The organism is Streptomyces sp. NPDC029674 (assembly GCF_044903205.1).
Taxonomy (GTDB): domain Bacteria; phylum Actinomycetota; class Actinomycetes; order Streptomycetales; family Streptomycetaceae; genus Streptomyces.
Map to the genome: position 1 here is coordinate 201291 of NZ_JBJDPY010000010.1, position 24195 is coordinate 225485.

General features: G+C 72.3%; 19 protein-coding genes. 15 read left to right on the plus strand and 4 right to left on the minus strand.

Annotated elements, in window-relative coordinates:
- Positions 1-149 precede the first annotated feature (149 nt).
- The 3 genes from hmgA to ACI2L3_RS24695 are packed head-to-tail and all read left to right on the plus strand — an operon-like array spanning position 150 to position 3514.
- Positions 150-1508, plus strand: a complete 1359-nt coding sequence (hmgA, locus tag ACI2L3_RS24685; protein WP_404754559.1) for a homogentisate 1,2-dioxygenase — start codon at positions 150-152, stop codon at positions 1506-1508.
- Between the two features lie 28 nt (positions 1509-1536).
- Positions 1537-2286 (plus strand): GntR family transcriptional regulator, encoded by a 750-nt coding sequence (locus tag ACI2L3_RS24690; protein ID WP_404754560.1) that lies wholly within the window; start codon positions 1537-1539, stop codon positions 2284-2286.
- 25 nt (positions 2287-2311) lie between these two features.
- Positions 2312-3514: a type ISP restriction/modification enzyme gene (locus ACI2L3_RS24695; RefSeq protein ID WP_404754561.1), complete on the plus strand. Its 1203-nt coding sequence runs from the start codon at positions 2312-2314 to the stop codon at positions 3512-3514.
- 87 nt (positions 3515-3601) lie between these two features.
- Here the strand turns inward: ACI2L3_RS24695 and ACI2L3_RS24700 are convergent, their stop codons facing one another.
- Positions 3602-4324, minus strand: a complete 723-nt coding sequence (locus ACI2L3_RS24700) for a TetR/AcrR family transcriptional regulator (RefSeq protein ID WP_404754562.1) — start codon at positions 4322-4324, stop codon at positions 3602-3604.
- A 63-nt stretch (positions 4325-4387) separates the two neighbouring features.
- Here ACI2L3_RS24700 and ACI2L3_RS24705 point away from each other — a divergent pair, with 63 nt between their 5' ends.
- Together ACI2L3_RS24705 and ACI2L3_RS24710 are read left to right on the plus strand one after the other, a co-directional pair.
- Entirely contained in the window at positions 4388-5320 is a 933-nt protein-coding gene (locus tag ACI2L3_RS24705; RefSeq protein ID WP_404754563.1) for an ATP-binding cassette domain-containing protein, read from the plus strand.
- A 45-nt stretch (positions 5321-5365) separates the two neighbouring features.
- Positions 5366-6148 carry an ABC transporter permease gene (locus ACI2L3_RS24710; RefSeq protein ID WP_404754564.1) on the plus strand — a complete coding sequence of 261 codons (783 nt, stop codon included), beginning with the start codon at positions 5366-5368 and terminating at the stop codon, positions 6146-6148.
- A gap of 186 nt (positions 6149-6334) precedes the next feature.
- Here the strand turns inward: ACI2L3_RS24710 and ACI2L3_RS24715 are convergent, their stop codons facing one another.
- On the minus strand, positions 6335-6604 hold the full coding sequence (locus ACI2L3_RS24715; RefSeq protein ID WP_404754565.1) for a hypothetical protein: 270 nt from the start codon (positions 6602-6604) through the stop codon (positions 6335-6337).
- A 312-nt stretch (positions 6605-6916) separates the two neighbouring features.
- On the opposite strand from ACI2L3_RS24715, the gene ACI2L3_RS24720 reads away from it, so the two are divergent.
- The 4 genes from ACI2L3_RS24720 to ACI2L3_RS24735 all read left to right on the plus strand — a co-directional run bounded on the left by ACI2L3_RS24720 (position 6917) and on the right by ACI2L3_RS24735 (position 13298).
- The gene (locus tag ACI2L3_RS24720) at positions 6917-8461 is read left to right on the plus strand and encodes a DUF4331 domain-containing protein (protein WP_404754566.1); all 1545 of its coding nucleotides are present in this window, start codon (positions 6917-6919) and stop codon (positions 8459-8461) included.
- A 120-nt stretch (positions 8462-8581) separates the two neighbouring features.
- Positions 8582-9913 carry a tetratricopeptide repeat protein gene (locus tag ACI2L3_RS24725; RefSeq protein ID WP_404754567.1) on the plus strand — a complete coding sequence of 444 codons (1332 nt, stop codon included), beginning with the start codon at positions 8582-8584 and terminating at the stop codon, positions 9911-9913.
- Positions 9914-10023: 110 nt separating this feature from the next.
- Positions 10024-11538 carry a nickel transporter gene (locus tag ACI2L3_RS24730; protein ID WP_404754568.1) on the plus strand — a complete coding sequence of 505 codons (1515 nt, stop codon included), beginning with the start codon at positions 10024-10026 and terminating at the stop codon, positions 11536-11538.
- A gap of 44 nt (positions 11539-11582) precedes the next feature.
- Positions 11583-13298, plus strand: a complete 1716-nt coding sequence (locus ACI2L3_RS24735) for a serine/threonine-protein kinase (RefSeq protein ID WP_404754569.1) — start codon at positions 11583-11585, stop codon at positions 13296-13298.
- Here ACI2L3_RS24735 and ACI2L3_RS24740 read toward each other — a convergent pair.
- Positions 13282-14103 (minus strand): SGNH/GDSL hydrolase family protein, encoded by an 822-nt coding sequence (locus ACI2L3_RS24740; protein ID WP_404754570.1) that lies wholly within the window; start codon positions 14101-14103, stop codon positions 13282-13284. The two genes, ACI2L3_RS24735 and ACI2L3_RS24740, sit on opposite strands and share 17 nt — an antisense overlap.
- A 233-nt stretch (positions 14104-14336) precedes the next feature.
- Here ACI2L3_RS24740 and ACI2L3_RS24745 point away from each other — a divergent pair, with 233 nt between their 5' ends.
- The 6 genes from ACI2L3_RS24745 (at position 14337) to ACI2L3_RS24770 (ending at position 22716) form a co-directional block, all read left to right on the plus strand.
- The gene (locus tag ACI2L3_RS24745; protein ID WP_404754571.1) at positions 14337-14762 is read left to right on the plus strand and encodes a hypothetical protein; all 426 of its coding nucleotides are present in this window, start codon (positions 14337-14339) and stop codon (positions 14760-14762) included.
- A gap of 1 nt (position 14763) precedes the next feature.
- On the plus strand, positions 14764-15864 hold the full coding sequence (locus ACI2L3_RS24750; protein ID WP_404754572.1) for a GNAT family N-acetyltransferase: 1101 nt from the start codon (positions 14764-14766) through the stop codon (positions 15862-15864).
- 364 nt (positions 15865-16228) lie between these two features.
- Positions 16229-17062: a glycosyltransferase family 2 protein gene (locus ACI2L3_RS24755; protein ID WP_404754573.1), complete on the plus strand. Its 834-nt coding sequence runs from the start codon at positions 16229-16231 to the stop codon at positions 17060-17062.
- The gene (locus ACI2L3_RS24760; protein ID WP_404754574.1) at positions 17059-18066 is read left to right on the plus strand and encodes a glycosyltransferase family 2 protein; all 1008 of its coding nucleotides are present in this window, start codon (positions 17059-17061) and stop codon (positions 18064-18066) included. The genes ACI2L3_RS24755 and ACI2L3_RS24760 overlap by 4 nt, the downstream gene beginning before the upstream one ends.
- Positions 18063-18866: a polysaccharide deacetylase family protein gene (locus tag ACI2L3_RS24765; protein ID WP_404754575.1), complete on the plus strand. Its 804-nt coding sequence runs from the start codon at positions 18063-18065 to the stop codon at positions 18864-18866. Before ACI2L3_RS24760 ends, ACI2L3_RS24765 begins: the two co-directional genes overlap by 4 nt.
- On the plus strand, positions 18859-22716 hold the full coding sequence (locus tag ACI2L3_RS24770; protein WP_404754576.1) for a lipopolysaccharide biosynthesis protein: 3858 nt from the start codon (positions 18859-18861) through the stop codon (positions 22714-22716). Before ACI2L3_RS24765 ends, ACI2L3_RS24770 begins: the two co-directional genes overlap by 8 nt.
- Positions 22717-22737: 21 nt before the next feature.
- Here the strand turns inward: ACI2L3_RS24770 and ACI2L3_RS24775 are convergent, their stop codons facing one another.
- Positions 22738-24156 carry a xylan 1,4-beta-xylosidase gene (locus ACI2L3_RS24775; protein WP_404754577.1) on the minus strand — a complete coding sequence of 473 codons (1419 nt, stop codon included), beginning with the start codon at positions 24154-24156 and terminating at the stop codon, positions 22738-22740.
- Between the last annotated feature and the right edge of the window lie 39 nt (positions 24157-24195).

A 24195-nucleotide genomic window follows, 5' to 3' on the forward strand; every position in this document is an offset into this window, starting at 1 on the left:
GGCTTCGGACGGCTCCGAGTGATCCTTCGGCGGGTTCGGGTGGCGCATCCCGGGAGAGTAGAGCACCGCTCACATTCCTGGCTTCCCCTTGCGGAAGGAAAACGTGAATCCTACGGTGTCCCATAGGAATCGTTGACGAGGGAGCTGTGATGCGCGGGGACCACGCAAGCAACGCCGACCGAGCGGACGCGGACACGGGGGGTGACGCCCGGAAGGCCGCCGAGGGGCTGGCCTACCTCTCCGGCTTCGGCAACGAACACAGCTCCGAGGCGGTGCCCGGCGCCCTGCCGCACGGCCGCAATTCGCCGCAGCGCGCGCCCCTCGGGCTCTACGCCGAACAGCTGAGCGGCTCCGCCTTCACCGAGCCCCGCGCCCACAACCGCCGCTCGTGGCTCTACCGCATCCGCCCCTCGGCGGCACACCCGCGGTTCACGCGCGCCGACAACGGCGCGGTCCGCACCGCCCCCTTCACCGAGTCGGTGCCCGACCCGAACCGGCTGCGCTGGAACCCGCTGCCGGAGCCCGCGCCCGGCACGGACTTCCTGGCGGGCCTGTGGACCCTGGGCGGCAACGGCGACGCGACGCAGCGCACCGGCATGGGCATCCACCTCTACCACGCCAACTCCTCCATGACGGACCGGGTGTTCAACGACGCGGACGGTGAGCTGCTGATCGTGCCGGAGAGCGGCGGGCTGCTCCTGCGCACCGAGTTCGGGCTGCTGCACGCCGAGCCCGGCGAGGTCGCGCTGATCCCGCGCGGCGTCCGCTTCCGCGTGGAGCTCCTCGACGCGACCGCGCGCGGGTACGTGTGCGAGAACTACGGCGCCCCCTTCCAGCTCCCCGACCTCGGCCCGATCGGCGCCAACGGCCTGGCGAACGCCCGGGACTTCCGGGCGCCGGTCGCCGCGTACGAGGACGTCGAGGGCCCGGTGGAGGTGGTGAACAAGTTCTGCGGCAACCTCTGGCGCGCGACGTACGACCACTCGCCGCTCGACGTGGTCGCCTGGCACGGCAACCACGTCCCGTACGTATACGACCTGCACCGCTTCAATGTGATCGGCTCGATCAGCTACGACCACCCGGACCCGTCGATCTTCACCGTGCTCACCTCGCCGTCCGACACCCCGGGACTCGCGGGCGTCGACTTCGTCGTGTTCGCGCCGCGCTGGCTGGTGGGCGAGGACACGTTCCGGCCGCCGTACTTCCATCGGAACGTGATGAGCGAGTACATGGGCCTCATCGAGGGGGCGTACGACGCCAAGGCGGAAGGCTTCGTGCCGGGCGGCGGCTCGCTGCACAACATGATGTCCGCGCACGGGCCCGACCGCGAGACCTTCGAGAAGGCGTCGGCCGCCGAGCTGAAGCCGCAGAAGATCGACGACGGCCTGGCGTTCATGTTCGAGACGCGCTGGCCGGTGACGGCGACGGAGCAGGCGGCGACCGCGTCCCACCTGCAGCGCGGTTACGACGACGTGTGGCAGGGTCTGGAGCGCCACTTCCGCAACTGACGCAACACCACGCTGATTCGGAGAGACCGTGACCGCTTTCGCCCCGGACTCGATCGTCCTGAATCGGAAACTGCCGCTCTGGTACCAGGTGTCGCAGTCCCTGCGCGCCTCGATACTGGGCCGCGCCCCGGACGCCCCGCTCCGGCTGCCCACCGAGGAGCAGCTGGCGGGGCACTACGGGGTGAGCGTGCTGACCATGCGGCAGGCGCTCAAGGAGCTGGAGGACGAGGGGCTCATCACCCGCCACCGGCGGCGCGGCACCTTCATCGAGCCGAGCGCGCGGCGCGGCACCCCCGTCCGCCTGCTCGGCTCGGTCGACGCGATCGTGGCCCAGCAGTCGGGCATGACCACCCGGCTCCTGGACCACGGCACCGCCCCGCTCCCCGCCGAACTGGCCGCGCACTTCCCGGACTCGGCCGAGGTGGCGACGTACCACCGGCTGCGCAGCGACGAGAAGACGGGCGAGCCCACCAACCACGCCCGCAACTACGTCCGCCCCGAACTGGCCGCCCGCATCGACCTCGACGACCTGGTGCGCTGGCCCATGACGAAGGTCCTGCGCGACGTGGTGGGCGTCCGCATCAGCCGCATCACCGACACCGTCGAGGCGACGCTCGCCGACCCGGAGACCGCGCGGCTCCTCGAAGTGCCGCTGCTCAGCCCGATCCTGCACTACACCGGCGTCACGTACGACGAGGAGGGCCGCACCCTGGACGTGGCCCGCATCCACTACCGCGGCGACCGCTTCTCCTTCTCGGTCACGCTCGACGCGACGTGACGGGGGCGGACGGACACGTCGTACGATGCCGGGCGTGACGCACGACGAAGCGCCGCTGCTCGCGGACCTCATGCCGTGGTCCGTCGCACCGCTCCGGCCGGGCCGCGGGTGGCCGATGGGACCGGACGCCGCATCCCTGAAGGCCCGTTGGGGCGCCCTCGTCCGCGCCGCGGGCCCGGACCGCGAGGCCCTGTTCCGCCCCACGCGCACCCGCACCCTGCACACGGCCGTGGCCCAGCTCCCCGGTCACTCCGGCGCGACGGGCCGCCTGGCCAAGGAGTCCGGCCCCTGCCCCGAGCCCGTACGCGTCTTGCACGGACCGTTCGACGAGCAGTGGCTGATCCCCGACCACCGCCTGCTCGACGTCGCCCGCCCCGAGCTGTGGCGGGTCGCGGGCGAGGGCCAGCTCTTCACCGTCGAGCAGGGTCACGTGCCCGGGGCGGCGGGTCCGGCCGTCCTCGCGTCCGCGGTCCTGCCCGACGGCCGCTCACCCGCCGGCCGGCCGGGCCGGATACGGCCGCTGTTCCGCCGCCCCGGCGGCCTGGAGCCCAACGTGGCGCCGGGACTGCTCGGCCATCTGTCGGAGCTGCTCAGCCAGGAGGTCACCGCGCGCGCCCTGCTCGCGTGGGTGCTCGCGGTCGGCACCGGTTCCGCGGCGGGGTGCAGGGTGCCGCTCACCCGCGACAGCGGGGCGTGGACGCGGGGCGTGGAGCTCGGGCAGCGGCTGCTCCGGCTGCAGCTGCGCGGCGACGGCGAGCGCCCGAAGCTTCCCGGCGGCCGCAGGCCGTACGTCCGGGCGCCGCTGCCCGCGCGGCCCGACACGCTGGCGTACGACGCGGAGGACGAGGTCCTGCGGGTCGGCGAGGAAGGCGTCATCTCGCCGGTGGCGAGGGAGGCCTGGGAGTACGAGGTGAGCGGGGTCCGCGTCGTCGAGCGCTGGTTCGCGCGGCGCACGGAGGCGGCGGAGCCGGGCACGCTGGAGGCGATCCGCCCCCCGGCCTGGCCCCAGCCGTGGACGTCCGAACTGCTCGAACTGATCACCGTCCTGACACTGCTCGCGGAACTGGCCCCGGAGCAGACACGGCTGACGTCCTCCCTCGGCCCCCCGCTCACGGCAACCGACCTGCGCACCGCGGACATCCTCCCCGCCCCCGACACCGCACGGCGCCCGGCATCCGTCCTGGACCACCGCGAAGAGGGCCCGGACGGCCAGTTCGCCCTGATCTAGCGGGTCGGCTCGCGCCCCGTAAGGGGCGCGGGGAACGGCGCGACCAGCCACAGCCGGCCCGCACGAGCAGCAGGCCCCCCGAAGCGCTCAGCGGAACTCGTAACGGAACGAGTCGAGCAGGCGCCGCAGCGCCCGCTCGAAGCTCTCGTCCGCGTCCCCGGGCGGCGGCGCCTGCGCCAGCATGTCCGCCAGCCGCGGATACGCCCCGCCCGCCACCTGCCGGACCAGGTAGGCCGTCCGGACCTCCTGCTCCTCCTCCGCCGACCACGGCAGACCCCTCGTGCGCTCGGCGATGGCGATCTCGTTGGCCACGGCGGTCATCGCCGTGCCGTTGACCATCGCGATGAGCTCCATCTTCGTGCCGTAGGGCGCGTCGAGGCCCGCCAGGACGCCGAGGCAGTGCTCCAGATACCGGAGGGCGTTCGGACTGGAGCCGTAGACCGTCGACATGACGTGCACCAGCCACGGATGACGCTGCAAAATCGCGCGGCTCTGCCGCCCGAGCGCGAGCATCTCCGCGTACCAGTCGCCGCCCACCGCCTCCTCGGACAGCTCGTACTCACCGCTGACCAGGTCGACCATCAGCTCGTACAGGTCCTCCTTGCGCGGCACGTAGTTGTACAGCGACATCGTGCCGCAGCCCAGCTCGCCCGCCACCCGCCGCATGGACACCGCGGCGATGCCGTCCGCGTCGGCGATGCGGACCGCCGCCTTCGCGATGTCGGCCCTGCTGTACGCGGGCTTGGGGCCGCGGCCCGCACGCTCGGGGCGCGCCCAGATCACTTCGGGAGTGGCCGCTCGGCCCGCCATTGATCATCACCTCGCCCCCCATGTTAGTTACGTACACCGTACGTAGTGCGGTACCGTGACGGCATGACTTCTACGTACGTTGTACTTAGTGAGGGTCTGGAGAAGCGCTACGGCTCCGGCGACTCGGCGGTCACCGCGCTGCGGGGCCTGGATCTCGCCATCGCCGAGGGCACGGTCTGCGGGCTGCTCGGCCCCAACGGCGCGGGCAAGACCACGGCGGTCCGGGTGCTCACCACCCTGCAGTCACCGGACGCCGGGACCGCGCGCGTCGCGGGGCACGACGTGGTGCGGGACCCGGCGGCGGTACGCCGGCACATCGGCGTCACCGGCCAGTACGCGTCGGTCGACGGCGATCTGACGGGGCGGGAGAACCTGCGGCTCTTCTCCCGCCTCCTGCGCGCCCCGCGCGCACGCGCCGACGAGCTCCTCGAACAGTTCGGGCTCACCGACGCGGCGGACCGCCCGGCCCGTACGTACTCCGGCGGCATGCGGCGCCGCCTCGACCTCGCCGCGAGCCTGATCACCCGGCCCGCCGTGCTCTTCCTCGACGAGCCCACCACCGGCCTCGACCCGCACAGCAGGAACGGCATCTGGGAGGCCGTGCGCAAGCTCGCCGGCGAGGGCACGACGGTGCTGCTCACCACCCAGTACCTGGAGGAGGCCGACCAGCTGGCCGACGACATCGTGCTGATCGACGGCGGCCGTGCGGCCCACCGCGGCACGCCCGCGGAGCTGAAGGCGCAGATCGGGAACTACGCGGAGGTGGTCGTCGCGGAGGACGCGGCGCTGCCCGCCGCGGCGGCGGTCCTCGACCGGCTGACGGGAGCGGAGCCGGTGCTCGACGCGGAGTCCCGCACCGCCGGAGTGGTCGCCCTCAGCCCCGCGCTCACGCTGCCGCGGCTCGTCCGCGAGCTGGACGCGGCCGGGGTTCCGGTCGTCGACGCGAGTCTGCGGCGGCCGTCGCTGGACGACGTCTTCCTGCGGCTCACCGCCTGACCCCCGCCTTCCTCACTCCCCCCCCGATCCCCGGAGGTCTCCCCCATGAGCGCCATCCTCTACGACGGCACGGCCATGCTGGGCCGGCATCTGCGGCGCGTCCGGCACGCGCCCGCGATCCTGGTCATGACCCAGACGATGCCGATCGTCTTTCTGCTCTTCTTCGGTTACGTCTTCGGCAGCGCCCTCGCGATGCCCGGCTCCGACTACCGGGCCTTCCTCGTGCCCGGCATGCTCGTCGCGACCGCCGCCAACGGCATCATGACCGGCATGTTCACCGCCGCCCAGGACACCCACAGGGGCGTGACGGACCGGCTGCGGACGCTGCCGATGAGCAGGGCCGCCGTGCCGCTCGGGCAGGCGCTCGCGGATCTGGTGACCACGGCGGCGGGGCTCGTGCCGCTGGCGCTCGTGGGGCTCGCGATGGGGTGGCGGATCGAGGGCGGGCCGTTCGCGGCGGCCGGCGCGTTCGGCCTGCTGATGCTCTTCCGGTTCGCGACCACCTGGATCGGGATCCTGCTGGGGCTCGCCTCGCGGAGCGAGGAGGCGGCGGGGCAGCTGGGCAGTGCGACGTTCATGCTGCCGCTGCTGTCGAACGCGTACATCCCCACCGACGGGCTGCCGTCCTGGCTGCGGTTCGTCGCCGAGTGGAATCCGATCAGCGCGGTGGCGACGGCGGTGCGCGACCTGTGCGGCAACGCGCCCGTCCCGACGGACGCGGCCTGGCCGGTCACCCACCCGGTGGCGGGGTCGGTCCTCTGGTCGCTGGCGCTGCTGGCGCTGTGCGTACCGCTCGCGGTCCGGCGGTACGCCCGCGGCGAGCGCTGACAGGGAAGCTGACAGCGAAAAGCGAAACGCACCGACCGGGGGAGTCCGGGCCATCGGCCCAGCGGTCGGTGCGGTACGACTGAATCTTCTGTGGCACGGGGTTGCCGGAGTGGACTGACGGGGTGAGCGGGGTGGCCGGAAAGACCCGCCGCGGAGCGGCGGTTCAGTCCCGGGGACCACCCGCGGTCAGCGTCCGCCGAACAGCGAGCGCCGCAACCGGCGCAGCGGCGCGAAGAGCGAGACTCGCCTCACTCGGGCACCCCTGCTGCTGCGGGCGTGCGCGTGGTCACGTGAGGTCAGCTCACGCATCAGCAGCGTCGCCTCGTGCGACTCGCGCTGCGGGACGGCGGGGCCGCCCAGCACCGAGAGATGGCGGTCGAGACGCGAACTGCTCGCGCTGCTGCCACAAGTGATCGCAGGGACACGCGCCCTGCTGCGCACCGTTATCTGTTCCATGTCACTCCCCACCCGTACGAGGGCACCCGGCCCAGGGCAGGTTAACCCTATCGCCCCATCCGGACACGCGTGTATCCCGGTCGCAGGATTCACCTACCCCGCAAGGAGGTTGACGATTACTCTCCGAATCCGACTGATTCCAGGGCGAGTTGGACATACTCCGCGCGCGGTGCCCCAGGGCGCTCCGGTGACGTGGGCCATCTCACGCGGGCCGAGAGGCTCCACGTGGAGGAAGTCGGACCAATCCGTACGCCGTCCCGCCCCGAATGGCCTGTGTCAGTCAGGTACATCAGGCGTGTAAGGACGGATGCGATGACAGCGATCACCAGAAGCAGGACGGGGCGCCGCGGCCTCGTCGCGCTGGTCTGCTGCGCACTCGCCACCGGGGGGCTCGCAGCCGCCGGGGTGAGTGTGCTGGAACCAGGGGCCGCACAGGCCTCCAGCCACCGGGAGGCCCCGCTGATCTCGGGGCAGCCGCAGTACGACAACACGGACGTGTACGCGTTCGTCAGCCCCGACAAGCCGGACACCACGACGCTCGTGGCGAACTGGATCCCCTTCGAGGAACCCGCCGGCGGCCCCAACTTCTACCTGTTCCCCGAGGACGCCCAGTACGACATACACATCGACAGCGACGGCGACGCCCAGGGCGATCTGCTCTACCGGTGGACGTTCGACACGAAGGTCAAGAACGGCAACACCTTCCTGTACAACACCGATCCGGTGACCAGCCTCGACGACCCCGACCTCAACATCACGCAGTCGTACGACATCGACCTGCTGAAGCTGAAGGACCAGAAGGTCGTCTCCACGAAGAAGATCGCCGACGATCTGCCGGTCGCTCCGTCGCGGGTGGGCAACGCCTCCATGCCCGACTACAAGAAGCTGCGCGACCAGGCCGTACGGAAGGTCGCGGGCGGCGGCACGTCGTACGTCGGACAGGCCGACGACCCCTTCTTCCTGGACCTCCAGGTGTTCGACCTGCTGTACGGCGGTGACCTCTCCCAGATCGGCAAGGACACCCTCAAGGGTTACAACGTGAACACGGTCGCGCTTCAGGTGCCGAGCGCCGAGATACGCCAGTCGGCGAAGCAGCCGACGGTGGGCGTCTGGTCGACGACCCAGCGCAAGAACGCCAAGGGTGACTGGACGCAGGTCTCGCGGCTCGGCAACCCGCTGGTCAACGAGGTCGTCGTGCCGATCCGCGACAAGGACAGGTTCAACGCGTCCTCGCCGTGGAACGACGCGGACTTCCTGCCGTACGTGCAGAAGCCCGAGCTGCCGAAGCTCCTGGAGAGGATCTACGGCATCAAGGCCCCTGCCGAGCCCAGGAAGGACCTGGTCTCCGTCTTCCTGACCGGCGTGAAGGACCTCAACCAGCCGCCCGGCGTGCGCCCTGCGGAGGCGTTGCGCCTCAACACCTCCGTCAAACCGTCCGCCGACCCGAAGCGGCTCGGCGTCCTCGACGGCGACAACGCGGGCTTCCCGAACGGGCGGCGGCTCACCGACGACGTCGTCGACATCGAGTTGCAGGCGGTCGCCGGTGAACTCGTGGGCGCCAAGAACGACCTGGGCGACGCGGTGAACGCCAACGACCGGGCGTTCGGCGGGACCTTCCCCTACCTGGCGCTGCCCACGTCCCCGACGCACGCGGCGGCGGCCAAGGGCGGCAGCGACGGCGACAACGCCTCGGCGCGCGACGCCCTCGTGGGCGGGGCCGTGCCCGCGGCCTCCGCGTCGTCCGGCGGAGCCGACGACACGGTGCTGATCGCCTCCGCGGCGGCCGGTGCCGCCGGGGTGCTCCTCACGGGGCTCGGGCTCGCCTGGTGGCGGGGCCGGAGGCACGGGGCCGTCTGAGGGCCCTCAGGAACGGGCGCGGTCCGCAGTGCATCCCCCTGCGGACCGCGCCTCCATTTCGCGCCTCCACTTCGCGCCCCGACTTCTCTCCTCGCCCCTCGCGGAAGGCTGGTCTCTTTCATGGCACGCACCTTCGTACGGAGCACCGTGGCCGGCGTCGCCCTCGCGCTCGCCCTCACCTCGGGTGCCGTGGTCCTCGGCGGCTCCGACGACGGGCCGGTGCGGACGGGCCCCGTCGCCGCCGGGCCCGGCGCACCGCTCGACGGCCTCCGCGGCGGGGACCTGGACCGTGGCGTGGACGCGCTCCGGTCCCGGCTCCGCGCACAGCCCACGGACTTCACGTCCTGGGCCACGCTCGGCACGGCCTACGTCGAGCAGGCCCGCACCCGCGGCGACCCGGCCCTGTACGGCGCGGCCGACCGCGCCCTCGGCCGTTCGCTTGAGCTGCGCCCCGGCAACGACGCGGCGCTCGCGGGGCGCGCCGCCGTCGCCGCCGCCCGGCACGACTTCCCCGGCGCCCTCCGGCACGCCGAGGCGGCGCTCGCCGAGAACCCCTACAGCGAGCGGGCGCTGGCCACCCGCGTCGACGCCCTCGTCGAACTCGGCCGCTACGACGCGGCGTCCCGCGCGGCCGACGAGGCGGACGCGCGGCGGCCCGGGGTACCGGTCTTCACGCGGTACGCGTACGTACGGGAGCTGCGCGGCGACGTACCGGCCGCGCGGCGCGTCCTGGAACGGGCGCTCGACGGGGCCACGGCGCCCGGCGACGTGGCGTACGTGACGACCGCGCTCGGCCAGCTCGCGTGGCGCCAGGGCGAGTACGGGACCGCGCTCCGGCACTGCGGTGCCGCGCTCCGCGCGGACGCCACGTACCTCCCCGCCCTGGAGTGCCGGGCCCGGGCGCGGGCGGCGCGCGGCGAGTACGCCCCGGCGATCGCCGCCCTGCGCGAGGTCGTGGACCGGCAACCGCTGCCGGGCCCCCTGCTCGCGCTCGGCGAGCTGTACGAGGCGCGTGGCGAACCGCGCCGGGCCGAGGACCAGTACCGTCTCGTGGCCGCATGGGCCGCGCTGGCCCGCGCCAACGGAGTCAACCCCGACCTGGACACGGCCCTCGCCTCCGCCGACCACGGCGACAAGGCGGCCGCGCTGCGGGCGGCACGGGCGGAGTGGACCCGCCGCCAGACGGTCCACACCGCCGACGCGCTCGGCTGGGCGCTGCACGTGAACGGCCGTGACGAGGAGGCGTTGCGCCACGCGCGGCGGGCCACGGGGCCCGGGTTCCGTGAGGCGTCCTTCCTGTACCACCGAGGCATGATCGAGCGCGCCGTGGGCGACACGGCGTCCGCCCGCCGCTCACTGAAGGCAGCGCTCCGCCTGAACCCCGGCTTCTCGCCGGTGGGTTCGCGGGAGGCACGGGAGGCGTTGCGGGCGTTGGGGGGTGGGGGGTCGTGAGGGGGGCGCGCCGGGCCCGATGGCCATGGCTCGGGGCCCCTACCTGCGCCGCTCGTCGCGGGGCAAACGGGTGGGTGGGTGGGAATCATCCGCCGCGAAGCGGCGGGCCAGTGGCTCCTACAGGGCGACGGACCGCGCCGTCGCACACACGGTGGAGGCGGCCGCTCCTGGGCGCCGTCGCACTCGGCGCCGTCCTCGTCCTGGCCGCCCCCGGCGGGACCGCCCACGCCCACCCCCTGGGCAACTTCACCGTCAGCCGTTACGACGGACTCGTCGCCGAGCCGGGCCGGCTGAGGATCGACCACGTGGAGGACCTCGCCGAGATCCCGGCCGCCCAGGCCGCCCCCCGTATCCGCGAGGCGGGACGCGCGGCCTGGGCCCGGCAGCGCTGCCGGGACGCCGCGGACGACGCCCGCGTCACCGTAGGAGGACGCGGTGTCGAACTGAACGTGGGCGCCTCCCGGGCCCTGGTACGCCCGGGGCAGGCGGGGCTCGACACGCTCCGCGTGGAGTGCGCCCTCAGCGCTCCCCTCCCCCGCGCGGGCGACGTGACGGTCCGTTTCCGCGGCGGCGCGCAGGACCGTACCGGCTGGCGGGAGATCACCGCCCGGGGCGACCGGACGACCCTCACCCGGTCCGACGTACCGGAGACTTCCGCGTCGGAGCGGCTCACCCGGTATCCGGAGCGGCTGCTCTCCGCCCCGCCGGACACCGCGTCCGCGTCGCTGCGGATCGCGCCGGGCGGGCCCGCCCTCGCGGACGACCGGGCGGAAGGACCGGACCGGGAGGCCGGGGACGACCCCGAAGGGATCGCCGCCGTGCTGCCGCGCGGCGCCGACCGGTGGGCGCAGGCCCTGACCGGTCTCGTCGGCCGGCATCCGCTCACGCCGGCCTACGCGGCGCTCGCCCTCGGCACCGCCCTGCTCCTTGGCGCGCTGCACGCCCTCGCGCCGGGGCACGGCAAGACGCTGATGGCCGCCACGGCGGCAGCCCGCGGCCGGGCCTCCGCGCGTGATGTGCTGCCGCTCGCCGCGTCCGTGACGGTCACCCACACGCTGGGCGTGCTCGCCCTGGGCCTGCTGGTGAGCGGGGGATCCGCCGCGGGTCCGGCGGTGGTCGCCTGGCTCGGTGTGGCGAGTGGGGTGCTCGTCGCGGGCGCGGGCGTGCTGCTGGTCCGCAGGGCATGGCTGCGACGGCACCGGACCCACCACGAGCACGGCGACGATCACACGCATACGCACGATCACCCCCACAGCCACGGGCACCCCCACGGGCAAAGCCATTCGCCCGCCCCCGGAACCACCCTCCGCGGCGCCCTCTTCCTCGGCTTCGCCGGGGGCCTGGTGCCCAGTCCCTCCGCTGTCGTCGTGCTGGTCGGCGCCGCCGCGCTCGGCGATGCCTGGTTCGGGCTGCTGCTCGTGGTGGCGTACGGCGTGGGTCTCGCCGCCACGCTGACGGCCGCCGGGTTCCTCGTCGTCCGCGCGGGGTCACTCGTGGGGCGCCGCGTCGGGCCGGAGTGGGCGCGGCGCCGCGCCCGGCGGCTCCTGCCGCTCGGTTCGGCGTGCGTCGTCCTCGCTCTTGGGTGTGGATTGGTGTTCAAGGGGGCCGCAACAGCGCTCGGTTGAGCTAATTTTGTGGAGAATCGCACCGCTGCGGATGGGGGGCGCCCGTGAGCCGGCCAGAGCGCGTGATCGCCGGGCGGTACCGCCTTCTGGCGCCGTTGGGCGAGGGAGGCATGGGCACCGTGTGGCGGGCCCGTGACGAGGTGCTGGGCCGCGAGGTGGCCGTCAAGGAGGTCCGCGCGCCCGCCGGGCTCCCGGCGGGTGAGGTCGACCGGCTGTACGCGCGCCTCGAGCGCGAGGCGTGGGCCGCCGCCCGCATCCCGCACCGGAACGTGGTGACGGTCTACGACGTCGCGAGCGAGAGCGGCCGCCCCTGGATCGTCATGGAGCTGGTGCGCGGCCTCTCCCTGTCCGACGTGCTGGAGGGCGAGGGGGCGCTCACCCCGCAGCGGGCCGCCGGGATCGGCGCCGAGATCCTGGGCGCCCTGCGCGCCGCGCACGACGCAGGGGTCCTGCACCGCGACGTCAAGCCCGGCAACGTACTGATCGCGAACGACGGCCGGGTCGTCCTGACGGACTTCGGAATCGCCCTGGTCGAGGGGAGTTCGGCGCTGACGATGACCGGCGAGGTCGTGGGGTCGCCCGAATTCCTCGCGCCGGAGCGGGCGTTGGGGCAGCGGCCGGGTCCCGCGTCCGATCTGTGGTCGCTCGGTGTGCTGCTGTACGCCGCGGTGGAGGGCAGTTCGCCGTTCCGCCAGGACACGCCGCTGAGCACGCTGCGCGCGGTGGTGGACGAGCCGCTGCCGCCCGCCCGGAACGCCGGGCCGCTCCTGCCGGTCATCGAGGGGCTGCTGCGCAAGGATCCGGACGAACGGATGTCCGCCGCCGACGCCGAGCGCGATCTGCGCGTCGTGGCGTCGGGCGGCACTCCGCGCACCGGGACCGCGTTCCCCTACCTGCCGACGGCCACGGCCGAGCGGCCCCCGTCGGAGCCGACGCCGCCCGCTCCCCTGCCGGCCTCCCCGCCGTGGTCCGGCACGACCACCACGGACACCGCGACGGCCGGGCCCGACCGGTCGCGGCGTGCGGTGTTCGCCCTGGTCGCGGGGCTCGTCGTGCTGGCGCTCGCGCTGGGCGGGATCACGTACGCCCTGGTCAGCCGGGGCAACGGCGGCGACGGCGGGAGCGGCGGCAGCGAGGGGAGCGACAACAGCGGCGGGTCCACCGGCGGCGGCAGCAGCACGTCGGAGGGTTCGGACGGCGGGTCGGGCGGCTCCACGGACGGGAGCGGCGACGACGGCGGCTCCACGAACGGCGGCGACGGAGGCAGCGGAGACAACGGGGGGAACGGTGGGAACGGGGGCAGCGGCGGGAGCGGGGGCAGCGGCGGCAAGACCAGCCCGCCCGCCCAGACCGTGCAGGTGCACGTCACCGGCGCCCACACGCGGTACGAGGGCGTCTGCCCGCCGACGGCCGGTCAGGCCCCGTCCTTCACGGCGACGTTCACGGTGGGGCGCGTGCCCGCCACCGTCGAGTACCGCTGGGTGACGAAGTCCGGCGAGCCGGGCGACCCCGGCTGGAAGACGCTCTCCTTCCCTTCGGGGGGCGGCAAGTCGCGGCAGGTCAACCACGTGGAGCCCGCGTACGACCCGGGTGGCGGGACGTACGAGAACGCGATCAGCGTCCAGGTGCGCAAGCCGGTGGAGACGACGTCGAACTCGGTCGCGTACACGGTGACGTGCGAGCAGGAGACCCCGACGGGCGAGGCCTCCTACACGCCGAACGGGTACGCGCGGCCGGCGGGGGTCAGGCCGCCGCGGTGAACACCGGGAGGTAGCCACCGGACTGACCGGCGGCGGTGGGGTGGTAGGACTCGCCGATGTTCAGCCAGTTGACGCTGTGCAGCCAGGGGCTGCCGGAGCAGATCTCGTGCCCGGCGAAGGTGGAGGTGACGTCGCCGAAGGCGAAGCCGTGGTCGGCGGCGCGCTTCTCGGTGGCGGCGTTGAGGTAGTCCGCGGCGCCGTTGATGGCGGCGCGCTCGCGCTCGGAGAGGCCCGCCACGCAGGAGCCGCTGAGCTTGTAGAAGCGGGGGTAGCCGAGGACGACGACGCGGGCGGAGGGTGCCTTCGCGCTGATCGCGTCGTAGACCCTGTCGAGGTTTCCGGGGAGCGTGGAGTCGACGTACTTGCGCGCCTGGTCGATGCGCGCGATGCAGTTGCTCTCGGACTGCAGCACACAGGTCGTCATGACGTCGGCGAAGCCCGCGTCGTTGCCGCCGACGGAGATGGAGACGAGACCGGTGCCGGTGCCGAGCGGGCCCAGCTGGTTCGCCAGAACATCACCCGTACGAGCGCCCGAGCACGCCGTGAAGTTGAAGCTGGAGGGTGAGTGGGCGGCCGCCCACAGGGCGGGGTAGGCGCGCTTGCTGCGCTTGCAGTTGCCGCTCGCGCTGTCGTAGTTGCCGGCGCCGACGCCCGACGAGTAGGAGTCGCCGAGGGCCACATAGCCCGTGGCCGCGGCCTTCTGGCCGGTCGGCTGGTCTGCGTGGGCCGCTGCCGCGCCGGTGAGCGCGAAGGCGGCCGCAAGGAGGAGCGAGGACATGTATGCCGTGATCCGGGACAATTTCATGGAACCTCCCTTAGCAGGGTTTCTGCCTCGACCGTGGTAGCACGCACCCCCGGCCGCCGATAGTGTTCATGTCAATGAGTTCCTCAACAATTCCCTTGCCCGAACGGGAAGTTCAGCTTCGCCAGGAGGCCCTGGCGTAGAACATCTGCACACTGTCTCCGCATCTTGACGGGCCGTGAGGACTGCGCGACATTGAAGCCCGGCATCCGGCGCGTCGGGGGGCAAAGTCGCCCATGCAAACCATCGGGAACAAGGCACCGCCAACGGACACGGGGCAGCGCACCGGACGAGGTGCCCGCCAGGACCTGGTGCCGCTGCTCGCGGGAGCGGCCGTCGCCGTCGGCGGGGTCGGCGCGATGCTCGCGCTCGTCGACCTGGACTCACCGCTGCGCGGCCCGTTCACCCTCTTCTTCCTCATCGCCGCGCCCGGGGCCGCGATCGGCGCGGCGCTGCGCGCGCTCACCCCGTGGGGCCGGGCCGTGGTGTCCGTGTCCGGGTCCTTCGCGGTCAACCTGCTCGTCGCGCAGGGCATGCTGGCGCTGCACGTGTGGTCGGTGCGCGGCGGTGTCGCCGCGGTCACCGCCCTCAGCTCGCTCATCCTCCTGCTGACCGTGGCACGACGGCTGCCCGGCCGTCCGGCGAGAAGGTGGACCTCCTGACGTGAACATCACCGTGCACCGCCCTGGCGAACTCACCGCCGCCGACCGGGCGGCGTGGACCGCGCTGCAGTCCAAGGCGCACCTCCACGGCTCGACCGATCTCGCCAACCCCTTCCTCTCCCCCGAGTTCGCCCTCGCGATCGGGCACGAGCGGCGCGGGGTGCGGATCGCCGTCGCGCGCGAGGACGGCGAGCCCGCCGCGTTCCTCCCCTTCCAGAGATCGGCCACCGGCGTCGGCCGGGCCATCGGTCTCGGCATCTCCGACTGCCAGGGCCTGGTGCACCGGCCGGGCTTCGACTGGGACGCCCGGGAGCTGCTGCGGGCCTGCGGGCTCTCCCTGTGGGAATTCGATCACCTGGTGGCGGGCCAGGCGCCGTTCGAGGCACACGCATCCGGCACCTTCGCCTCCCCCGTCATCGATCTCGACCAGGGGTACGGCACCTACCTCGGCCATCTCCGCGAGCGCTCCCCGAAGTTCATCAAGGCGACGCTCGCCAAGGAGCGCAGACTGGGCCGCCACCACGGCCCCCTGCGGTACGTGCACGACGAGCGCGACCCCGCGGCCCTCGCCACGCTGATGGGCTGGAAGTCCGCGCAGTACCGCAGGACGGGCCGCAGCGACCGCTTCGCGCAGCCCTGGATCGTCCGGGTGGTGCGCCGGCTCTTCCACACCCGCGCCGACTCGTTCGCCGGGGTCCTCTCCGTCCTCTACGCCGCCGACGTGCCGGTCGCCGCGCACTTCGGGCTGCGCTCCGAGCGGATCCACACCTGCTGGTTCCCGGCGTACGACCCGGCGTACGCGAAGTACTCACCCGGCCTCGTCATGCATCTGCACATGGCCGAAGGGGCGGCCGCCGACGGGATCGCGCACATCGATCTCGGCCGCGGCCAGAAGGCCTACAAGGACTCCCTCAAGACACGGGAACTGGTCGTGTCCGAGGGGTGGGTGGCGCGCCGTCATCCAGTGGCGTTCGGACACCGGGCACGGCGTGCCCCGGTCAGGGCGCTGCGCAACACCGTGCAGTCACGACCGGAATTCTTCGAACCGGCCGACAAACTGCTCAAGATTGTCGGTCGAATTCGATCTAGGGGCGGAAATTAAGCCGATCCGAATGTGATCGCACAGATTTACTCAAATCATGAAAAACGTGGGACCACGCTCCAGGTCTTGCCATACAGTCTCAATCATCAATACCGTCGTACATCCACCCGCAACGGTCCATCACGCAATGCGATCTAGGGGAGGGCTCAAGATCGCGATGGTGCCGGTGCGGGGCGCGGTAGGGGGGTGCCGTGCTCGGCGACCGCTCGTCGACCGAGCCACGACCCGCGCAAACGCCAGCTCACTCGGCATGCACGGAGTGCTATTTCGTCATGCTCGAATGAGAACCCCCCTTTCGAACCGGATCAATTACCGGACCGCCCGGGGGCGGGCGGTCCACCGGACGAGAGGGATCACCGGACTCATGACTTCTTCTGTGCGCCCGGCAGCCGCCGGACACGTCCCGTTGGACGAGATCACCAGGAACTACCGCCGGATCTCCACACACTTGGCGATCACACCGCCGGTCAGTGTGGTGATTCCCGCCATGAACGAAGCGGAGAATCTTCCGTACGTCTTCAAGACACTTCCCGACTGGATCCACGAGGTCGTCCTCGTGGACGGGAATTCCACCGACGACACGGTGGCCGTCGCCCGCGAACTGTGGCCGGACGTGAAAGTCGTCCGCCAGCTCGGCAAGGGCAAGGGCGACGCCCTCATCACGGGCTTCGCCGCCTGCACGGGCGACATCATCGTGATGGTCGACGCCGACGGCTCCGCCGACGGCAACGAGATCGTCTCCTACGTCTCCGCCCTCGTCTCGGGCGCCGACTTCGCCAAGGGCTCCCGGTTCGCCAACGGCGGCGGCACGGACGACATGACGCCGATCCGCAAGCTCGGCAACCACGTCCTGTGCTCCGTCGTGAACACCAAGTTCGGCGCCCGCTACACCGACCTGTGCTACGGCTACAACGCCTTCTGGCGGCACTGCCTCGACAAGATCGAGCTCGACTGCACCGGCTTCGAGGTCGAGACCCTGATGAACATCCGGGTCGTCAAGGCCGGCCTCAAGGTCCAGGAGATCCCGAGCCACGAGTACCTGCGGATCCACGGCACCAGCAACCTCAGAGCCGTCCGGGACGGCCTCCGGGTGCTGAAGGTGATCCTCTCCGAGCGCTCCAGCCGCGGCAGGCGCGGCGCACGGCGCAAGGGCGGCCGGGGCCTGCCCCTCCGTGCCGGTCAGGGAGAGGTGTCTTGAACGCGGAGACCACCGTGGTCATCTGCGTGTACACCGAGGACCGCTGGGAGGACATCCTCGCGGCGGTCTCCTCGGTGCGCGCGCAGTCACTGACGGCCCTGGAAACCCTGCTCGTGGTCGACCACAACGTCTCGCTCCTGGCACGTCTCACCAAGGAGTACAAGGAGACCGAGGACGTGCGGGTGCTCGCGAACGCGGGCCCGCGCGGCCTCTCGGCGGGCCGCAACACCGGGATCGCCGCCTCCCGCGGCGACATCATCGCCTTCCTCGACGACGACGCCGTCGCCGAGCGGGACTGGCTGCGGCACTTCGCCGAGGCGTTCGAGGATCCGCGGGTCCTCGCCGTCGGCGGCCGCACGATGCCCGCCTGGGAGTCGGGCCGGCGGCCCCGCTGGTTCCCCGAGGAGTTCGACTGGGTGGTCGGCTGCACGTACAAGGGGCTGCCCCGGGGACGGGTGCGGGTGCGCAACGTCCTCGGTGGGAACGCCTCGTTCCGGCGCACCGCCTTCGACGCGGCGGGCGGCTTCGCCACGGGCATCGGGCGGGACGGCGACAAGCGGCCGCTGGGCTGCGAGGAGACCGAGTTCTGCATCCGCCTCAGCCGCGCGAGACCGGACGCCGTCCTGCTCATCGACGACCGCTCGGTGATCCACCACCGGGTGCCCGCCGTGCGGGAACGGTTCCGCTACTTCCGTACGAGGACGTACGCGGAAGGCCTCTCCAAGGCGCTCGTCTCCCGGAGTGTCGGCGCCGCCAAGGGACTCGAGTCCGAGCGGCGCTACACCACGCGCGTGCTGCCCGCCGGGGTCGCCCGCGGTCTGCGCGACGCGGCGCTCGGCCGCCCGGGCGGTGCGGGTCGTGCGGGGGCCATCGTGGCGGGAGTGCTCACCGCGGCAGGGGGGTACGTAATCGGGAGCGTCCGTGCGCGCAGGGGAGGCGCGACGTTCTCGGTGGTGGAGATCGCCGGGACGGCAGACACGGGCGGCGAGGGGGCTGCCGCATGAGCACGGGACCCGTGCCGATACTGATGTACCACTCCGTGGCGCGCGTGCCGAACGCCGCGACGCGCGAGCTGTCGGTCTCGCCCGACGCCTTCGAGCGCCAGATGAAGACGCTCGCGGAGCGCGGGTGCACGCCGCTCACGACCGCCCAGCTGGCCGCCGCCTGGCGCTCACCGGGCCGGTCGCTGCCCGAGCGGCCCGTCCTGATCACCTTCGACGACGGCTACGAGGGCGTGCACCGGTACGCGCTGCCGGTGCTCGCCGGGCACGGCTTCGCGTCGACCCTGTTCGTCTCCACCGGCTGGCTGCGCGGGAAGCACGACACCGGGGGCGCCCTGGACCGCATGCTCGACTGGGACCAGGTGCGCGAACTCGCCGCCGCCGGGGCCGAGATCGGCGGGCACAGCCACACACACCCCGAACTCGACCAGCTGGACGACGACGAGCTCCGGTTCGAACTCAGGCGCTGCCACGACATCCTCACCGAGGAGACGGGCACCCGGCCCGTGTCCTTCGCGTACCCGTACGGCTACTCCAGCCGCCGGGTCCGCGACCACGTGCGCGAGACGGGGTTCGGCCAGGCGCTCGCCGTCGGCAACCGCCTGGCGTCGCGGTGCCAGGGGCCGTACGCGCTGCGGCGCGTGACCGTGCGCCGCACCACCGGGGCGGAGGAGTTCGAGCGGCTCGTGTCGGGCTGCGGGATCGGCCGCGCCTTCGCCAAGGACCGCGTCCTGACCAAGGGGTACGCCGTGGTCCGCAGAGCCCGGCAGCTCCGCCGGAAGGCAATACGTTCCCGTGTCTGACACGACCACGGCCAAGGCCGGCGCCACCGGCTCCCCGAGCACCGGGGGCCGGACGCCGTCCGGCAAGTCCCGCAAGTCCGGCAAGTCCCGCGGGCTGCGCCTGCCGGGCCGCGGCGACGGGCCCAGCCCGCTGTTCCGCAACGCGTACGCGCTGATGCTCAACACCGGCATCTCCGGCGTGCTCGGCGTCGGCTTCTGGCTGGCCGCCGCCCGGTACTACTCGGAGTCGGCGGTCGGCCAGGGCTCGGCGGCGATCGCCGCGATGAAGCTCCTCGCGGGGCTCGCCGCGCTGACGCTGATGGGGGCCCTCGCACGGTTCATCCCCGTCGCGGGGCGCGCCACCGGCAAGCTCATCTTCCGTACGTACGCGGGCAGTTCCGCCGTGGTGGCGCTCGCCGCCGTGATCTTCCTGCTCACGCTGGACCTCTGGGGTCCCTCGTACCGCTTCCTGCACGGCCCCGTCCACGGCGTCGGCTTCATACTCGCCGTGGTGGCCTGGTCGATCCTGACGCTGCAGGACGGCGTCCTGACCGGGCTGCGCAGCGCGCTCTGGGTGCCGGTGGGCAACACCGCCTTCTCGGTCGCCAAGCTCGCGCTGCTCATCGCCATCGCCGCCGCGATCCCCACCGCCGGCGTCTTCGTCTCCTGGGTCGCCTCGATCCTCGTGTCGGTGATCCCGCTCGGCTGGCTGGTATTCCGGCGCCTGGTGCCGCGGCACACGAAGGCCACCGAGGGGAAGGCGCAGCCGCCGACGCTGCGCGAGATCGGCCGCTTCCTCGCCGGCGACTACACCGGCTCACTTTTCTCGCTCGCCGTGGTCTACCTCGTCCCGGTGATCGTGGCGTCGCAGGTCAGCTCGGTCGACAACGCGTACTTCTACATCACCACCACCATCGGCAGCACGGTCAATCTGCTGGCCATCAACATGGGCGCGTCGCTGACCGTGGAGGGCGCGCACGACCCGGCACTGCTCGCCGCCAACACCCGCTCGGCGCTCCGCCGGATGGGGATGATCATGCTGCCGGTCTGCGGGATCCTCTTCCTGGCCGCGCCGCTGATTCTGAGCATGTTCGGCCGGGGGTACGCGGACGCGGCCACTCCGCTGCTGCGCTGGTTCGCGGTGGGGGCGCTGCTGCGGGTCGTCATGGAGACGTACTTCGCGGTGCAGCGCGCGCAGAGCAGGACCACCGGGATCGCCTGGATGCAGGGGCTGTTGTGCGTTCTGGTGCTGGGCCTCACGCTGATCCTGCTGCCGCGGATGGGGCTGACCGGCGCGGGCATCGCGGAGGTCGTCAGCCTGACGGTGATCGTGGCCATCGCGGCGCCGAAGCTGTACCGCGTGGTGCGGGCGGCGCCCTCGGGGAAGGCCGTGGCGGCGCCCGACGGGGACCTGGCCGATCTGGGCACGCCGGACGCGCCCGCGGGGACCGCCAGGGCTTCGCAGACTTCGGAGGCTTCGGACAGGGGCAATACGCGCAAGGAGCGTCACGGGCCCGCGTGGGCGCTGCGCGAGTCGCTCGACTCGGATACCCTCCAGCTCGCCGTGCAGCTCGACTTCGAACACCAGGAGCGCAGGCCGGACGTGCGGCCCGGTCCTGGCACGCCCGCCGCGGGAACGCCCGCGGTGCGGAGCGAGGGGGACGACGTGGACCGCCGGCCGACCTGGGCGCTGAGATCCCCGGCCGGGCCGGGCACGACCCCCGTCACGGAGCCGGAACCGGAGCCCGAGCCCGCATCCGTACCTGTACCCGTATATGAGCCCGCGGAGCTGGCGGACGTCGTCGTCCCGGAGCCGCCGGAACCCGCCGACCCCGAAGAACCGGCTCCGCCGCCCCCCGCCCCCCGCCGCCACGTCCTCGTCATGGCGCTGCTCCTCGCCGCCGCGCTCGCACTGTACTGGCTGCCCGTCCTCGGCCTCGGCGAGCAGGACCTGGACGACATGGGCGGGCTCGGGCTGATCTCCGTGCTGCCGACGCCGACGCTGGTCGGCGCCGCCCTCCTGGTCGTCGTGTTCGCCGTCCTGCTCTGGATGGACCGGCCGGTCAAGAGCCTTCTCCTGCTCACCCTGCTCGCCACGGTGGTGTCGCTGCACGCGCTGCCCGCGGTCATCGAGGCCGAGCCGCGGTTCGCCACGGCCTGGCAGCACCTGGGCTTCATGGAGTACGTCGACCGGACCGGCACGGCGGTGCCCGATCTGGACGCGCGCTGGAGCTGGCCGGGGTTCTTCGCCGCCGCTACCTTCGTCGCGGAGGCGTGCGGCGTCTCGGACATGACCGAGGTGATCCGCTGGTGGCCGACGGTGATCCAAGTGCTCTACCTGGCCCCGATGTTCCTGCTCGTGCGCTCCGTGCGGGCGGCCTGGCGCGCCAAGTGGGCCGGGCTGTGGATCTTCGTCCTGAGCGGCTGGGTCGGCCAGGACTACTTCTCCCCGCAGGGCTTCACGTACCTCCTCTACATCGCCTTCGTCGCCGTGCTCCTGGTGTGGTTCCGGGCCCCCCGCGTGCTGTGGACCAAGCGGCGCCCGGGCGAGACCGAGGTGGAGCCGGCCGGCCGCACCGAGCGCGCGGTGCTGCTCCTGGTCCTGATCGGGCTCTTCGCGGCGACGGTCCCCGCGCACCAGCTCACGCCGTTCGTGATGCTCGGCGTGCTGACGGTGCTCGTCCTGGTCGGCCGCTCGGAGCTGCGCGGCCTGCCGATCCTCTTCGGGGTGCTCGTCCTCGTGTGGCTCGGGTTCCTCGCCGAGCCGTACTGGTCCGGCCACTTCGACGAGCTGTTCGGCGGGGTCGGCGGCGTCGGCGGCAATGTGTCGTCGTCGGTCTCCGGGCGCATCGAGGGCGGCAGTTCCACCCACCAACTGGTGCTGTACGTGCGCGTGGCGATGGCCGGCGGTGTCATGGCGTTCGCCTGCTGGGGCTGGTGGCGGCGGCGCTTCTGCAAGTACAGCGAACGCTCGCTCCTCGTCCTCACCTTCGTGCCGTTCCTCGGCTTCGGCATGCAGTCGTACGGCGGTGAGATGGCGCTGCGCGTCTTCATGTTCGCGCTGCCGGGGGCGGCGCTCCTCGCGGGCCTCGCCCTGTTCCCGCGCGCGGGCATCACGCCGAAGGAGCGCGACCGGGACCGGGTGAGCCTCGCGCCGCCGGCCGCGCTGCTGGCCGGGCTGGTCCTGATGGGCGGTTTCCTGGTGGCCCGCTGGGGCAACGAGCCCTTCGAGCGGGTCCGCCCGGGCGAGGTCGCGGCCATGGAGTACGTGTACGCGCACGACGAGCCGACGGCGCGGCTGCTCTGGATGAGCAACGACACGGTCAACAACGTGACGCCGTCGATCCCGTGGGGCTCCCGGGACATGGAGAAGGTGGAGTACATCCCGACGCTCGCGCCCGCCGATCCGGTCCTGGTGTCCGGCCTCGTGAAGGCCCTCAAGGACGAAGGCCCCAACTCGTACCTGATGATCAACCGCAGTCAGACGGCCTTCCTGCAGCTGGACGCCGGCTACTCGACGACGTGGGAGACGCGGCTCGTCCGCAACCTCGATGACCGCAAGGACCTCAAGAAGGTCTTCAGCAACGCCGACGCGACCCTGTACACGCTGAGCGAGCAGCCGGACGGCGCGGCGCCGGAGGCCGATCCTGGCCCGGCAGGGCCGAAGGTGACCTGGACGCCGTGGTCGGTGGTGGGCGGCCTTGCCGCCGTGGCGCTGGTGCTGCTTCTCGTGGGGCGCGAGCTGGTGCGGGTCGCCACGGCCCCGAGCGTGCGGCAGCAGCGCCGGCTGCAGGGCAGCTTCTGGTTCTCGCTGCCGCTGCTCGCGGTGCTGCTCGCCTCACTGATCCAGCGGTTCGTGACGATGGCGTGAGTAAAGGGGCGGGGGGGTGGCTCAGCGCTCGAGCCACTTCACCTCGTACGCCGCCATGTCGAGCCGTTGTCCGTCGACCTTCGCGCTGGTTTGCCGGTCGAGGGTGTTCACCACGAGGACCGCCTCGTCGTCGGCGAGGACGCGGACGTCGGACCGGTCGTCGGCGGCGACCGTCACCTTCTCGTACTTCGTGCCGGGGCCGAACTCCTCGCCGAACCGGGCGACGAGTCTCATCATCGGCAACTCGGTGCCGCCGTCCGGCAGTTGCGTGGACGTCCAGAGGCAGCCCGCGCACTTCTTCCCGCGCTTCTGCGGGTTCCAGTAGAAGCCGCTGGTGGCGCCGCCGCGGGCGATCGCCATCAGGCCCGAGGCGTGGACGGCCACGCGGTGCGTCTCGGACCAGTCGTCGCGGTTGTCCTGGCTGTCACCGGGCTCCACGTAGTACTCGGCCCACCACAAGGGCAGGTCCCCGACCTGCTCGCGCACCCACTCGCCGACGGCCGTGAACTTCTCGGTGGCCCCGAACTCGTCGGGCAGCATCTCGTCGTCGGCGGTGTAGCTGGCGCCGTCGACGACGACGAAGTCCGCGCCCCTCTTGTGCTTGTTCCAGTACGCGAAGGCGTCGAGAGGCCGCTGGTCGAGCCGGCCCCACTCCCCCTCCACCTCGGAGGCGTTCTCGGTCTGGCGGGGGTCGATGCTGTCCATGACCAGGTAGGGGCCGCCGACCATGATGTCCTTGTTGACCTTCTTGAGCTCGCGGTGGACGAGGTTGTAGAGCTCGGTGTAGCCCTCGTAGTCCCAGCGGGCCTCTTCGTCGTTCCAGAAGCCCTTGAACTCGTTCCAGACGACGAAGTGGCGTACGTCGGGATAGCGCTTGGCGACCGTCGCGGCGAGCCGCGCGTAGTCGTCGTAGTGCTCGGGCTCCGGGGCTGTCTCCAGAGCCTCCTGGCTCCAGTCGGTGTTCTCCGCGCCGGGCTCGCCGCCCTTCATCCAGTCCGGTGCGCAGCACAGCGTGACCACGGGCGTGCCCTTGCTCGCCCGGACGAAGTCCATCCGGCGGTCCATGTCGGAGAAGTCGTAACGGCCGTCGACCGGCTCCGGGTTGCCCGCGCCCCAGCCCATGATGTGCTGGATCTGCGGGATGGGCCGCCCCTGTCCCGCGAGTCCGGCGCGGACGCGCTCGACGGCTTCCTCCTCGCCCTCGTCCGCGCTGTACTGGGTGTGGGTGAAGCCCCAGCCGACCTCCGGCTCGGCGTCCTTGGGGACCGCGGGCGTGCCGTGCACCTTGTCGCCGTCCCGGGTGGTGCCCTCGGTGCTGCCACCGCCACCGGGAAGTGTGTTGACCAACGTGATCACCAGGGCCAGAACGGCCAGACCGACTCCGAGCAGTGCGGCGAGTCGCCACCGCCGTGCTTCCGAAAACCACCGATGACGTCCCATCAGCGACAAGCGTATCGGGGGTCATAGGCGGTAGGACAG